The sequence below is a fragment of the Paenibacillus sp. Root52 genome (assembly GCF_001426865.1).
GTDB lineage: Bacteria > Bacillota > Bacilli > Paenibacillales > Paenibacillaceae > Paenibacillus.
In genome coordinates this window covers 128,761-142,671 of record NZ_LMFO01000012.1, presented here as the reverse complement: position 1 = coordinate 142,671, position 13,911 = coordinate 128,761, and the positions used below count along the sequence as shown (strand labels likewise).

Here is a 13,911-nt window from a genome sequence, read left to right as displayed (position 1 = left end):
AATAGCCGGTTGAGGCGCCGCTAATATCTCATCATCCATAACTAACGGATCTACACAACTTCTTAATGGAAATAAAAAAACAGGATCTCGTAGCAATTGCTAGAGCATCCTGTTCTAATGCTTATTCTATTACATTTGTTAATAAAAACGCCCACCGTTTTGTGTAATCATCTCGGCAGCCTGTGGAAACGAATCGTTAGTCACCGACACGGTCAATAAAATACCTTGTTTGGGTTGCTCTGTCGGTATAGTCTCAGGCATATCATATACCTGACCATTGGATAGCATTTCCGGATCATCGCTAATTAACGAAAGAACGTTAAGTTCCCCGCTAAATCCACCTATTACCGCCGTGGGAGAGAATTCTCTCTCCTCATCCTGTTTGGCAATCGGTTCTTCAGATTGCAGAGGAAGACTCTCAATACGCAATTGATTGGGGTGTAATAGTTCGAGAGCTCTCCGTGCAGATTCGGCGTCAGACCAACTCGTAAAGACTGCCTCAATCCTTACTGTTGAGCGAACGTCTTCAGTCATGCAACTCTCTTCCTTGACGACGATCAGCTGCCTCACTACGACGCAATGCCTCTACGTCTTCATGATCGGCTGCCTCACTACTAAATTCCACATCTTCATTTTTTGCAGATTGCAATCGTTTCATTTTCTCGGTCTTCGTCAAAATTTTGCCCGGGCGTTCATGTTCTGCCATGTTATGTTCCTCCTTTAATATCAGTGCTCTATTATGGATGGGGTCTAACTAGATCATGCCACCAGCTTGCTCGATAATCGACAAAGCGCGGTGATGTACGGATTCATCTACGACTACAGTGAGCAAGACATCCCTGCCTGTTGGGCCTTCTTGTCCGCCATCACTCATCCCACTTGCGGCAGGATCTGCAGCAGCCATAATTCCAGCAGTTACATTCATGCCCATCGCTCCAGGCACCCAAGAAGAGTAACTACCAGAAACTCCTGGTGTGTATGATGCTCCACTCGGCCCTACACCTGCATAACGGCTGAAACGATTGATCGACAGGTCTTCCACACGTAACGCCTCCAATTTTTTGGCAGCGCCTTCTGCTTGCTCTGGGCTATGGAAGTACGCCAAAATGTTTTTCTCACTCATCTGGTCACACCTGCTTCCCTAGTTTTCGTATATGGGTTATCCCTTATCGTTCTCGCTATGCTAGTCTGCCGCATTGCTTCTCCATTTATGCACAAAAAAGGACACCATGCCGAATAACAGCAATGATGTCCTTTTATATTTACAATAACTGTAGCAAACCACATAGCGAATCTTTCCGGCTAATGCCTTACACCGAATTGTTGGATAACATCCATCTATTAGTCACCACGGAATGCGCGTTTTACTCGATCAAAGAAGGATTGCTCATGTTCATGGGTTTGTTCTCCATCTAGGGCAGCGATTTGGCGTAACAGATCTTTCTGCTCGTCATTCAGCTTGCTAGGTGTAACAACAACCACCTTCACATGTTGATCCCCTTGACCCATACCGCGCAGGCGTGGAACCCCTTTGCCTTTAAGGCGGAAATAAGTTCCGGTTTGCGTACCTGCAGGGATTTTCAATTTCACTTTTTCAGTCAACGTTGGAATCTCAATCTCATCTCCCAATGCTGCCTGAGCAAACGTCAGTGGAATCTCGCAGTAAATATCGTCTCCTTCGCGTTCGAAGAAATCATGTGATTTCACACGAATAACAATATACAAGTCTCCCGCTGGGCCACCACGTAGACCGCCTTCACCTTCACCTGTCATACGCAGTTGTGCACCATCATCTACGCCCGCTGGAATGCGAACATGGATTTTGCGTTGCTTGCGCACTTTACCGCTACCACTGCACGTTGTACATTTTTCTTTAATAATTTGTCCTGTACCACTACAGTTTGAACATGCACGGCGATTCACCATACGGCCAAATGGAGTGTTCTGAACAACTTCCTGTTGTCCACTACCTTTGCAGACTGTACATGTTTCTGGTTTTGTTCCTGGTTTAGCGCCTGAACCGTGACAAGTGTCACAGCCTTCAGTACGCGGAATTGTAATATCCGTTTCTTTACCAAAGACAGCCTCTTTGAACTCAATGGTCATGGTGTATTGCAGATCGTTCCCACGTTGCGGTGCATTAGGATCGCGTCGTCCGCCACCACCACCGCCAAAGAACATATCGAAGATATCGCCAAATCCACCGCCACCAAAATCGCCGCCACCGCCGAATCCACCTTGATTCGGATCAATATGCCCATATTGGTCATACTGTGCACGTTTCTGGCTGTCACTGACAACATCATAAGCTTCTTTCACTTCTTTGAACTTGGCTTCCGCATCATCCGCTTTGTTTACGTCAGGGTGATACTGACGTGCAAGCTTACGGTATGCCTTTTTGATCTCCTCGTCGCTTGCATTTTTGCCAACGCCGAGAACCTCATAATAATCACGTTTTTCAGCCACTCTTCCACCCCCATAACATTCACCATATCGCACATCGTGACAAAAGGAAAGTCAAAGCACGGGAGCCCCGGCTCTGACTTTCCCTTTAATCCGAACGTCACCGATGTTTATTCGCCTACATGCGCGAATTAGTTTTGCTTTTTATCTTCGTCTACGACTTCGTAATCCGCATCAACAACGTTATCACGTTTAGCAGAACCTTGTTGCTCTTCAGCACCTTGAGCCGCTTGTTCTTGTGCTTGTGCTTGCTCATACAGTTTTACGGACAGTTGTTGAACAATCTCTGTCAGTTCTTCTGTAGCTGCTTTGATGTCTTCCAAGTTGTCCGTAGCTACTACACCTTGCAATTTTTCTTTTGCAGCGTTAGCTTTTTCAACTTCACCAGCGTCAGCTTTCTCACCAAGATCTTTAATCGTTTTGTCCACAGAGTAGATCAGTTGGTCTGCACTGTTTTTGGCTTCAACGAGTTCTTTACGTTTTTTATCTTCTTCAGCGTGCAGCTCAGCATCTTTCATCATTTGCTCAACTTCAGCATCGCTCAAACCGCTGGAAGAAGTGATTGTGATTTTTTGTGTTTTGTTTGTACCCTTATCTGTTGCAGATACGTTAACGATACCGTTGGCATCAATATCGAAGCTAACTTCGATTTGTGGAACACCACGTGGAGCTGGTGGGATATCTCCCAACATGAAGCGTCCAAGGGATTTGTTACCTGCTGCCATCTCACGCTCACCTTGCAGGACGTGGATCTCAACGCTAGGTTGATTGTCTGCATAAGTGGAGAACACTTGAGATTTACTTGTAGGGATCGTTGTGTTGCGCTCGATCATTTTAGTGAACACGCCACCTGCAGTTTCGATACCTAGGGACAATGGAGTTACGTCGAGCAATACAACGTCTTTCACATCACCTGTCAGTACGCCCGCTTGTACAGCAGCACCCAAAGCTACAACTTCATCCGGGTTAACGCCTTTGTGAGGCTCTTTACCTGTCAGTTTTTTGATTGCTTCTTGTACTGCTGGAATACGTGTTGAACCACCAACCAATACGATTTTGTCAATATCGTTAGCAGTCATGCCTGCATCACTTAATGCACGACGAGTCGGCTCAAGTGTACGCTCAACAAGGCTTGCAGAGATCTCTTCGAATTTCGCACGGCTCAGGTTAAGCTCCAAGTGCTGAGGAACGCCGTCAGCCACTGTAATGAACGGCAGGGAAATCGTTGTAGTCAATACGCCGGAAAGTTCTTTTTTCGCTTTTTCCGCTGCATCTTTCAAACGTTGAACCGCTGCTTTATCTTTGCTCAGATCAATACCTTGATCTTTCTTGAATTCACTTACGAGGTAATCAATGATTACTTGGTCGAAGTCATCTCCACCTAGTTGGTTGTCACCACTAGTTGCTTTAACTTCAAAGAAGCCATCGCCGAGTTCAAGGATGGATACGTCGAACGTACCGCCACCAAGGTCATATACGAGGATCGTTTGATCTTCGGATTTCTCCATACCATATGCCAGAGCTGCTGCTGTTGGTTCATTGACGATACGCAGAACTTCTAAACCAGCAATTTTACCAGCATCTTTCGTTGCTTGACGCTGACTGTCATTGAAGTAAGCTGGAACTGTGATAACCGCTTGAGTTACCGTTTGACCCAGGTAAGCTTCAGCATCAGTTTTTAGTTTTTGCAGGATGATTGCAGAGATCTCTTGTGGAGAATAATCTTTGCTATCGATTGTTTCTTTGTGGGAAGTACCCATATGACGTTTGATCGAGATGATCGTACGATCTGGATTCGTAATTGCTTGGCGTTTTGCAGTCTCACCTACAACGCGCTCACCATCTTTTTTGAAACCTACCACGGATGGCGTTGTACGTGCGCCTTCTGGGTTTGGAATTACGACAGCCTCGCCGCCTTCCATAACCGCTACGCATGAGTTAGTTGTTCCTAAGTCAATACCGATTACTTTGCTCATCGGAAAATTTCCTCCTTCGACAATTGAGAAGAATCCTTCGATCCTTCGCTGTATTATGATTTATTTTCTTGCTCTATGTGTGCAAACCTCTATATAAAGCTTCGCGGGCATCATACCCTCACAAAGAGGAATTATGAGCTTACCTTAACCATAGCTGGACGAAGCACTTTATCTTTTAGCATATAGCCTTTTTGGACTTCCTCAACAACGGTACCTTCTTCATACTCGTCGCTTTCCACTTGCATGATCGCTTGGTGGAATTCAGGGTTGAACGGTTGTCCTACCGTCTCCATTGCAGTCAGACCTTCGTTGTTCAACACGGACTCCAACTGGCGGAAGATCATTTGAATGCCCTTGGAAAAAGATTCACTTTCTGTACCTTCAGGTACAGTCGCCATAGCACGCTCGAAATTGTCGATAACCGGTACGAGTTCGGTGATCAGCTTCATCGAAGCGTATTTCGCTAGTTCTTCTTTTTCCTTTTGAGTGCGGCGACGGAAGTTGTCAAAATCAGCTTGCGCACGGACCAAACGTTGCTGATGTTCCTCAGCTTCTGCCGTCAAACGTGCGATCTCACCTTGCTCTTGATCTACCATCTCCTCAGCCTGTGCTTCTGCAGCACCTGCTTCGTTAACAGGCTCCTGGCTTTCAGCCGCTGTTGTTTCCTGTTCTTCTGCTGCGAATGATTGCTCCTCTTTCAAGATGTTCACCTCCTTATAAGAATGAAATGGTTCATTTCCCGTTCAGATAAGCATCATGCGGGATAACCCACACAATGCTTATTTGAAACGATGCGTTAACATCGAAGTCAAGTCACGAGAGAGTGTATTTAATATATGAATGACACGTGCGTAATCCATTCGCGTCGGTCCCAGTATACCAATGGAACCTAAGGCCTCTCCATCCAATGAGTAGGATGCTGTAATCAGGCTGCAATTGGCAAAGGCTTCATGATCATTCTCGGTACCAATACGTACCTGAATCCCAGATCCACCCGGCACGGGCATCATTAACTTCATCAGTGTTGGTGTCTCATCTAACAGGTCAAGAATATCTTTAACCTTTTCAACATCTTTAAACTCAGGTTGAGTTAACATATTTGTAGCACCGCTAAGGAACAGACGATTGTCGTGCTCATTATCAAAAGCGCTATTCAGCACCTGCATTACTTCTTCATAGCGATTAATATGTCGTTCCATCTCTTGCCCAAGCTCTGTATAAAGACGTGATTTGAGTTTATAAATAGGTACACCGACCAATTTGGTATTTAACAGACGTACCACATTCTCCATCTCGGCAACCGAGATTTCTGGTGGAATCTGTACAGTTTTGTTCTCGACTTGGCCTGTATTCGTTACAATAATCGCCACAGCTTCCCGTTCATTGAGCGGAAGCAGTTGGAAGTGGCGAAGCGAGGTGTGAAATACTTCCGGTCCCAACAAGATCGAAGTATAATTTGTCATGTGTGACAATATGACTGATGCATGCTGTATAACCTGTTCCATCACGTTTAACTTCTCAGCAAAAAATGACTTCAGATCGTCCAATTCTTGAGGCTCCACTTGATTCCACGGAACCAGATGATCTACATAATAACGGTAGCCCTTGTGGGAAGGAATTCGTCCAGCAGATGTATGCGGCTGTTCCAAAAATCCCATATCCTCAAGATCCGCCATCTCATTACGGATCGTCGCTGGACTGTATCCAACATCTCCTCGTTTGGAGATGCTTCGGGACCCTACGGGCTCAGCTGAACGGATATAGTCATCCACTATAGCGTTCAGAATCATACGTTGACGCTCTGTTAACATGGTGAGTATCCCTCCTTCTGACTGCAATGTCCCATGTCGTTAGCACTCAGGTTAGATGAGTGCTAAGCGGTAATACAAAAATACCAAACTGACATGAACATTGTCAAGTCAGTTTCATAACGATGCTCATCAATTTGTTACGTATGTTCAATCTGACATGTTTTTTAGAACACGTTTAGAACGAAGAAGATAGAAATCATGCGATATCTCTAATAGTATAGACCATTCTCCGTCAGTCATAACACTCAACATTCATTATACATAATATGCATGAAAAAGGATCGCATGTGAGTAGAGTTGTTCACTCAAGACTCTGTTCATGCGACCCATTATGCATCAGGCGGAAATTTCTAGTTCTTTCAATACTGCAATCTCGTCGCAGCAATTTTGTTTGCTACAGTGCACGCAGTCCGTCCATACTTTTTCAGGAAAAATCTCTTTATCTACAATGGCAAAGCCATTTTTCTCAAAGAAAGAAACTTCATATGTGAGTGCCATCACTTTAGGAATTTTCTGATTCTGAGCTTCTTCCACCAGTCGATCCAGCAACCGGGAACCTATCCCCAGTCCTTTGTGTCCTTCTGAGATACCAAGGGATCTAACCTCCACCAAATCGTTGCCCAAACGGCAAAGCGACCCACATCCCACGACCTCTCCGTCCACTTCAGCGACGACAAAGTGTTCCAGTTGCCTATGCAGTACTTCCCTTGATCGCGGAAGCATGATCCCACGCTCTGCGTATCCCTTAATCATTTCATATAGCGGTTCAACATCTTCCGGCACGGCTTTTCTGCATATTACCGACATTCTGCTCTCCTCCTATTACCAAGCTTTCCGAAGGAAAGCTAACTTCGTAGTTGTTAAATTACACGCTCTGTCAAATCAATATGAATAAATATACAACAGAGCGTATAGAATTTCAAGCTACGAATTTAGCGATATCGAGCCAATAAACTCGGCAAAAACGTCGTTTCCGAACAGGATACCCTGCTCGCTCAGCCGGAAGCCGTCTGGCGTCCGCTCAAGTAATCCTGCGTTTAACATTTTGCCCAATGGTTTTGCGAACACCTCTTCAATGGATTCACCAAATTGCTCACTGAAACGTGAGGCCGAGGCACCCTCCAGCATTCTGAGTCCAACCATGAGATAATCCTCCATCGCTTCTGGACGACTGATCTCAAAATGATCCAAACGCGGCAGTCCCGTTTTGGCAGCTTCAACATACGGATTTATTCCTTTAATATTCATATGCCGTTCGCGTCCTACGTATCCATGTGCACCTGCTCCAAGTCCATAATAATCCTCATTGCGCCAGTAGGTAATATTGTGACGACTCTCGAAGCCAGGTTTAGCAAAGTTACTGATCTCATATTGTTCATAGCCCGCTTCTTTCATTCGGCTCATTAATAGAAGATACATCTGCAATTCATCATCTTCATGCGGTAGCGGCAATTGATTCTTCTGATACAGTGTATGGAAAAGAGTGTTCTCTTCCACTTTCAAGCTGTAGATTGAATAATGCGGCAGATCCAGCTCCAGCGCTCTGTCGATGCTCTCATTCAACATCTCTACCGTCTGGTTTGGTAAACCAAACATTAGATCGATGGACAAGTTGCTCAATCCTGCTTTACGTGCATTCTCCAAGCTACGATATACATCATCTGTGTTATGAATACGACCAATGCCAGTGAGTAGGTCATTTTGGAAAGCCTGCACACCAAAGCTGACACGGTTAACGCCGCCTTCTTTCATCGCAGCAAGCTTCTCCGCATCTGTAGTGCCCGGGTTCGCTTCCATTGAGAACTCAATATCGTCTGCCCAATTGGGGAAATACGTTTTGACGGAACGAAGGAAGTAAGCCATTTCGTCAGGCTTCAAGGCTGTCGGCGTGCCCCCGCCTACAAATATAGTTTTAATCTCGCCTGGCGGATTCGCCTTAACGGTATGCTCCATTTCCCGTTCCAATGCCTCTAAATACTGCATGACAGGCTGATCCTTCAGAACGTAGGAGTTAAAATCACAGTAAAAACATTTATTCGTGCAAAAGGGAATGTGAAGGTACACCGCTTGGGGTGAACCTGTTTTCCGGCTTTGTGATGTCAATGTCATGGGTAAGTCCCCCTCTATTTGAAAAAAGGAAAGCCATCCGGCTTCCCCTCTCAGCTTCATTATATAAATTGAAATTACTCGTAGGTGTCAGTTCAATCTATATCATATTATTATTCAACGTCTTATCTTACAATTCAATTTCGATACACACATTCTGTGATGTACCCGAAATTGAATTATTAATCATCAATTTTCAACACGGCCATGAACGCTTCTTGTGGTACCTCAACGTTACCAACCTGCTTCATCCGCTTCTTACCTTCCTTCTGCTTCTCAAGCAGTTTCCGTTTCCGCGAGATGTCACCACCATAACACTTAGCAAGTACGTTTTTACGCATTGCTTTTACCGTTTCACGCGCCACTACCTTCGTTCCAACGGATGCCTGAATCGGCACCTCGAACATTTGCCGTGGAATCAGCTCACGCAACTTCTCACAGATAATGCGGCCGCGGTTATATGCACGGTCACGGTGAACGATGAAGGACAGAGCATCGACCTGTTCTCCATTGAGCAAAATATCCATTTTCGCCAGATTAGACTGACGATAACCAGACAACTCATAGTCGAAGGACGCGTAACCTTTGGTACTTGATTTTAATTGATCGAAGAAGTCATACACAATCTCGGACAATGGGATTTCATACGTAATCGTAACCCGCGTAGTGTCCAAGTACTCCATATTAACGTATTCGCCACGTTTGTTTTGGCACAATTCCATAATGGTACCTACATAATCATTCGGTACGATAATGGCTGCTTTAACATATGGTTCCTCAACATAATCAATCCGTCCTACCTCAGGGTAGTTAGATGGATTGTCGATCTGAATCATCTCACCATTGGTCAGAGTGACATGATAGATTACGCTTGGTGCAGTAGTGATCAACGGAATGTTGAACTCACGCTCAATCCGTTCCTGGATAACGTCCATGTGTAACAATCCGAGGAATCCGCAACGGAATCCGAATCCAAGTGCACTGGATGTCTCTGGCTCAAAGCTCAGTGAAGCATCATTTAACTGCAATTTCTCCAATGCCTCACGCAGATCCACGTAATCCGATGTTTCAATCGGATACAGGCCGCAGTATACCATTGGATTAATTTTGCGATAACCCGGCAAAGGCTCTGCCGTTGGCTTTTTCGCATCGGTTACTGTATCCCCGACCTGCGTATCTCCTACGTGCCGGATACCTGCTACGATAAATCCAACGTCACCCACGTTTAGCTCGTCCACAATGGTCATGCGTGGTTTGAAGGCACCCACTTCGATAACCTCAAATGTCTTGTCTGTTGCCATCATTTTGATCTTCGAACCGGATTTGATCTTACCATCCACAACACGTACGTATACGATTACACCTTTGTACGGATCATAGTGCGAGTCAAAAATCAGCGCTTTCAGTGGTTGATCCGGGTCACCCGCAGGAGCAGGTACGCTTTGTACCACTTGCTCAAGAATCTCCTTGATACCAATTCCAGCCTTGGCGGAAGCCAGCACTGCATTACTTGTATCAAGCCCAATCACATCTTCTACTTCCTGTTTCACGCGATCAGGATCAGCGCTTGGCAGGTCGATTTTGTTGATGACTGGTAGAATTTCGAGATCGTTATCAAGCGCAAGATATACGTTAGCTAGTGTTTGCGCTTCAATCCCCTGAGCTGCATCCACTACCAACAGTGCGCCTTCACAAGCAGCCAAACTCCGTGATACTTCATACGTGAAGTCTACGTGTCCTGGCGTATCAATCAGGTTCAATAAATACTCTTCGCCATCGTCTGCTCTGTAAGTCAAAGCTACAGCTTGCAGTTTAATCGTAATTCCACGTTCGCGTTCAAGATCCATCTGATCCAGCACTTGCTCCTGCATCTCACGCGATGTAAGCGCACCTGTGTACTCCAAGATCCGGTCCGCAAGTGTTGATTTGCCGTGATCTATATGTGCAATAATTGAAAAGTTACGAATTTTACGTTGTCTTGCCCGAATGTCAGTCATTCCTTACCCCCAGAAACAGCCTAGTGTCAATCACTTCATTATAACAGTTGATGCAGGGTGCATCAATCCCATGATGTTTCAACTTTATCATAATTTATCACTACGAAGAGCTGCCAGGGGTATATTTTGCCTTGAATGTATTGCTTTTTATTCAGCAACGCCACTAAACAGGGAGACCACCCATTTAATTCCGCTATGAGAAAGGTTCTGAAGAAGTCCCGCCGTTTTATCAGCAAGAACATCAACCGGTGCTTGGCTCTGCTCTGCTCCTAACACCTGACTCGGCGATTGGACAGGTACAACCGGTGGTTCCTTTTTTTCGACCTGCTCCACAGGCTGCTCTGGCTCAGATTCGACTGCAACGGATGCTGGCTCTGACTTTACAAGCGCAGGACTTTCCTGCTGATCATTCCCAAGCTGAAAGTTACTGCCTGCCAGCTGCATACCAAACAGAATTCCCAGTAACATCAGAACAGCAACCGATAACAGCTTTTTCCCGAATCTGGACAAGCCCTTCGCCCCCTTGATACATGATTTAGAATGTTCTCCGTTGACTCAACGCTAACCACCTTGTGTTTTTGTTTCCGCACTTGCCTTATCTACGTTCTGATCTTGCCAATACACTTCGGCAATCATGTCAGCTAATATTTTAGAGGTTCGCTCTAATTCAGCTGCCGTATTATCGATGCCTCCGATTTCAATAAGGATACTGTTTGGAGACAGCGTCTGGTTGTATTCACCATTGTTAGCTCCTCCTCCAGTTTTCCCCCAGACCCCACGAGAAACCCCAGGATACTTGGCCTCAAGCTTCTTGTGAATCTTAGCCGCAAAGGCTTCATTTTTCTCCCAGTTTGGATTTTCATGCCCAATGATAAAGTAGACTTTTGCATATCCAAGACCTTCAATCGTTGTTGTTGTTTTATTATGGCGCTGTGAATCCCTGTGGATATCAATGAGATAGGTAAGATCATCATTTTGGGCAAGTGCAGCTTTTACCGTCTGGCGTGAATATTTATAGGAATAATTCCAGTTGTAATCTTTCACTTTAGTAGGGTAATCCTCCTTGGCATGTTTAACCCCTATACCTAGTTTTTCCAAACTATCTGTTAAATAGCTCCCCACTTGAAAAACATTGCCTGTGGACTTGCCAGACGAAGGATTATCACTCTTGGTGCCTAATAATGGATTGTATCCTTCCCGTGGATGCGAGTGATAGATGAGAACCGCCTTTTTATCTAATGTAGGTTCGGGATTATCCTCTGGATTCTTCTTAGGCGGATCTTCCTGAGCTTCTGGATCTTTGGAATCTCCAGGATCTTCAGTCTCGTCAGCATCTGGTGAGTCCGTGTCATCCTGCCCTGGTGGAGTATGTAGTTCTCCCTCACTTTTCCCACCATTCGTTGAAGCTGTGTCCGTTAATCCGGGACCGGGTTGATAATCCTCTGGCGCTTCTGCTTTTTCATTGCCCGAGCCTGGTCGAAGCAACACTGGCTGATTCGAGCCCATTCCTGGCATTTCTCTAGCAATTAAGCTTTTGGGATCCTGAGGATTAACATTGGTGAGCAGTTGAAAAACAAACGTAGTTAAATTCTCACCTGAAAACGCGGAAGTTTGTTCCTTTTGAGTTAAGTGCGGTACTTCCATACCAAGCATGTCTACAAAAAAACGACTAGACACGGTACTCGCGAATCCTTTCATTGAAGAAACAGGCGAGTTATTCAATTGCTTCTCTGCCATTCCTCCTAGACCGAGTACAATAAAAAATAGAACCGATATAATCATAAGCAACAGCAATGTACGACCCATGGCCAGTACATGCAGAAATCTTTTTCTCCACTTGCCAATATTCCATGCCAATATTTTGTTCATGCCTCTGTCTCCTTCCCTGCTGGACAACTCTTATACTCCAACTCTATGAGCTAGTTAGAATTGATAGAACTAGAAGAGGACAATCTCCAAAAAAAAGAAAGTCCGATAGATTCGGACTCTCTTCTAATAGGGTTTGGAAGGTGCATTTTCCAGGAAAAGATAGGAGGTGGCTTGAAGTGGTTAACTCTGTAAAGTCAATTTCACCAATTTCAATTAATGTGTATATGCGGCTACATTGTCAGGATTTACAGCATCATGTAGTGCTGCATTCAGCCCTGTTGCAATGACATTAGCGATGTCTTCTATAAACTCATCAATCTCTTTAGGGGTTACGATCAGATCATGACCCAGTGGTTCCAATATTTCTTTGACCAAACTGAGGCGCTCATGCTCACTGATGTTGTCAAGCATGCCCATGATTTGTTTCGTTTGATCCGTCTCCTGGCGGAAATGGTTCCGCATCATTTCAATTGCGTTATTCACAATCGTTGATGCATAACATACGGTAGGGACACCAATTGCAATACAAGGCACACCCAGAATATCCTTCGTTAAGCCACGTCGCTTATTCCCAATGCCAGAACCTGGGTGAATCCCTATATCTGCAACTTGTATCGTCGTGTTGACACGTTCTAATGAACGGGAAGCAAGAGAATCAATCGCAATAATCGCATCTGGCTTGGTTCGATCCACGATACCTTGTACGATATCACTCGATTCAATCCCCGTAGTTCCGAGTACCCCTGGAGCAATAGCACTCACTTCTCGATAGCCTGGCGCTACCTGATCAGGTACTAATTCAAAATATTGACGGGTAACCATGAGATTCTCCACGACTAACGGGCCAAGTGCATCAGGTGTCACATTTAAATTTCCCAATCCCACAATTAAGATCTTGGAGTCTTTGTTAATGCCTGCTTTGGTCATAAAGTCTTCCATTTCTCGAGTGAACTCCGCAGCAACACGCTCCTGTAGTTCCGTATCTCCATTGCGAAGGGCTGGAACCTCCAACGTAACGTAATGTCCCTTCACACGTCCAATGGCTTGTGCCGCAGCATCGTTCAGAACATCAATCCGCGTAATCGTGATTCCTTCTTTGGTCTCTACATCTTCCCGCAGCCCTGGGATCGTTTGCTTTTGTTCACCTTGAACCATTTCCTTTGAATCAATCGCCAAATCAGTGCGTACTGTATAGTTTTGTAAATCAAGTGTCATCCGTTCTTGCCTCCCTTACCGCATTTGAGCATATTGTGTGGGAAAAAGGGATACTTTATGCAACATGCCCGAATATGATAGGAATTTCTGTTGCAATTTGCATGCCATCATGCTAGAATATTTTAAGTTGTGAAACGTTTGTATTCATGCAAATGCCTTACAGGAGGTGAATGTAATGCCAAACATCAAATCCGCTGTTAAACGCGTAAAAACGAGCGACAAGCGCCGCGCACTCAATGCTTCCCAGAAATCTGCACTTCGTACAGCTGTTAAAGCTGCTGATGCTGCCCTGGTAAGCAACGAAGTTGATACTGCTAAAGCTGCAATTCAAGCTGCTTCCAAAAAGCTGGACAAGGCTGTAACTAAAGGTCTGGTTCATAAAAATGCTGCAGCTCGCAAAAAGTCTCGCTTGGCGAAAAAACTGAACGCTCTTTCCGCACAAGCGTAAGAAGCGTTACTTATACGATCCAATGG

General features: G+C 45.0%; 14 protein-coding genes. 1 reads left to right on the top strand and 13 read right to left on the bottom strand.

Features of this window, described 5'->3' with window-relative positions; genetic code table 11:
- Nucleotides 1-138: 138 nt before the first annotated feature.
- The 13 genes from ASD24_RS12165 to gpr form a co-directional block, all read right to left on the bottom strand.
- Nucleotides 139-534: a hypothetical protein gene (locus tag ASD24_RS12165; RefSeq protein WP_056695981.1), complete on the bottom strand. Its 396-nt coding sequence runs from the start codon at nucleotides 532-534 to the stop codon at nucleotides 139-141.
- Complete coding sequence (locus ASD24_RS12160; RefSeq protein ID WP_056695979.1) at nucleotides 527-706, bottom strand: YfhD family protein; 180 nt, start codon at nucleotides 704-706, stop codon at nucleotides 527-529. Before ASD24_RS12160 ends, ASD24_RS12165 begins: the two co-directional genes overlap by 8 nt.
- Before the next feature lie 48 nt (nucleotides 707-754).
- Entirely contained in the window at nucleotides 755-1,123 is a 369-nt protein-coding gene (locus ASD24_RS12155) for a hypothetical protein (protein WP_056695977.1), read from the bottom strand.
- Nucleotides 1,124-1,341: 218 nt separating this feature from the next.
- Complete coding sequence (gene dnaJ, locus ASD24_RS12150) at nucleotides 1,342-2,466, bottom strand: molecular chaperone DnaJ (protein WP_056695975.1); 1,125 nt, start codon at nucleotides 2,464-2,466, stop codon at nucleotides 1,342-1,344.
- 128 nt (nucleotides 2,467-2,594) lie between these two features.
- Nucleotides 2,595-4,439 (bottom strand): molecular chaperone DnaK, encoded by a 1,845-nt coding sequence (dnaK, locus tag ASD24_RS12145; protein ID WP_056695973.1) that lies wholly within the window; start codon nucleotides 4,437-4,439, stop codon nucleotides 2,595-2,597.
- Nucleotides 4,440-4,570: 131 nt separating this feature from the next.
- Nucleotides 4,571-5,140, bottom strand: a complete 570-nt coding sequence (gene grpE, locus ASD24_RS12140) for a nucleotide exchange factor GrpE (RefSeq protein ID WP_056695972.1) — start codon at nucleotides 5,138-5,140, stop codon at nucleotides 4,571-4,573.
- Nucleotides 5,141-5,218: 78 nt separating this feature from the next.
- Nucleotides 5,219-6,250, bottom strand: a complete 1,032-nt coding sequence (gene hrcA / locus ASD24_RS12135) for a heat-inducible transcriptional repressor HrcA (RefSeq protein ID WP_056695970.1) — start codon at nucleotides 6,248-6,250, stop codon at nucleotides 5,219-5,221.
- Nucleotides 6,251-6,586: 336 nt separating this feature from the next.
- The gene (locus ASD24_RS12130) at nucleotides 6,587-7,057 is read right to left on the bottom strand and encodes an N-acetyltransferase (RefSeq protein ID WP_056695968.1); all 471 of its coding nucleotides are present in this window, start codon (nucleotides 7,055-7,057) and stop codon (nucleotides 6,587-6,589) included.
- Between the two features lie 117 nt (nucleotides 7,058-7,174).
- Nucleotides 7,175-8,359, bottom strand: a complete 1,185-nt coding sequence (hemW, locus tag ASD24_RS12125) for a radical SAM family heme chaperone HemW (RefSeq protein WP_056695966.1) — start codon at nucleotides 8,357-8,359, stop codon at nucleotides 7,175-7,177.
- Between the two features lie 179 nt (nucleotides 8,360-8,538).
- On the bottom strand, nucleotides 8,539-10,353 hold the full coding sequence (gene lepA, locus ASD24_RS12120) for a translation elongation factor 4 (RefSeq protein WP_056695964.1): 1,815 nt from the start codon (nucleotides 10,351-10,353) through the stop codon (nucleotides 8,539-8,541).
- Between the two features lie 147 nt (nucleotides 10,354-10,500).
- Complete coding sequence (locus ASD24_RS12115) at nucleotides 10,501-10,863, bottom strand: hypothetical protein (RefSeq protein ID WP_056695962.1); 363 nt, start codon at nucleotides 10,861-10,863, stop codon at nucleotides 10,501-10,503.
- A gap of 51 nt (nucleotides 10,864-10,914) precedes the next feature.
- Entirely contained in the window at nucleotides 10,915-12,222 is a 1,308-nt protein-coding gene (locus ASD24_RS12110) for a stage II sporulation protein P (protein ID WP_056695961.1), read from the bottom strand.
- Between the two features lie 213 nt (nucleotides 12,223-12,435).
- Nucleotides 12,436-13,437, bottom strand: a complete 1,002-nt coding sequence (gpr, locus tag ASD24_RS12105) for a GPR endopeptidase (protein WP_056695960.1) — start codon at nucleotides 13,435-13,437, stop codon at nucleotides 12,436-12,438.
- Nucleotides 13,438-13,612: 175 nt separating this feature from the next.
- Here gpr and rpsT point away from each other — a divergent pair, with 175 nt between their 5' ends.
- Entirely contained in the window at nucleotides 13,613-13,885 is a 273-nt protein-coding gene (gene rpsT / locus ASD24_RS12100) for a 30S ribosomal protein S20 (RefSeq protein ID WP_024628504.1), read from the top strand.
- The last annotated feature ends 26 nt before the right edge of the window (nucleotides 13,886-13,911 follow it).

Bases quoted from the DNA above. Each gene is read 5' to 3' on its own strand.
- ASD24_RS12165 (WP_056695981.1), bottom strand. From the start codon at position 534: ATGACTGAAGACGTTCGCTCAACAGTAAGGATTGAGGCAGTCTTTACG.
- ASD24_RS12130 (WP_056695968.1), bottom strand. From the start codon at position 7,057: ATGTCGGTAATATGCAGAAAAGCCGTGCCGGAAGATGTTGAACCGCTA.
- lepA (WP_056695964.1), bottom strand. From the start codon at position 10,353: ATGACTGACATTCGGGCAAGACAACGTAAAATTCGTAACTTTTCAATT.
- rpsT (WP_024628504.1), top strand. From the start codon at position 13,613: ATGCCAAACATCAAATCCGCTGTTAAACGCGTAAAAACGAGCGACAAG.
- ASD24_RS12160 (WP_056695979.1), bottom strand. From the start codon at position 706: ATGGCAGAACATGAACGCCCGGGCAAAATTTTGACGAAGACCGAGAAA.
- dnaK (WP_056695973.1), bottom strand. From the start codon at position 4,439: ATGAGCAAAGTAATCGGTATTGACTTAGGAACAACTAACTCATGCGTA.
- gpr (WP_056695960.1), bottom strand. From the start codon at position 13,437: ATGACACTTGATTTACAAAACTATACAGTACGCACTGATTTGGCGATT.
- ASD24_RS12155 (WP_056695977.1), bottom strand. From the start codon at position 1,123: ATGAGTGAGAAAAACATTTTGGCGTACTTCCATAGCCCAGAGCAAGCA.
- hrcA (WP_056695970.1), bottom strand. From the start codon at position 6,250: ATGTTAACAGAGCGTCAACGTATGATTCTGAACGCTATAGTGGATGAC.
- ASD24_RS12110 (WP_056695961.1), bottom strand. From the start codon at position 12,222: ATGAACAAAATATTGGCATGGAATATTGGCAAGTGGAGAAAAAGATTT.
- hemW (WP_056695966.1), bottom strand. From the start codon at position 8,359: ATGACATTGACATCACAAAGCCGGAAAACAGGTTCACCCCAAGCGGTG.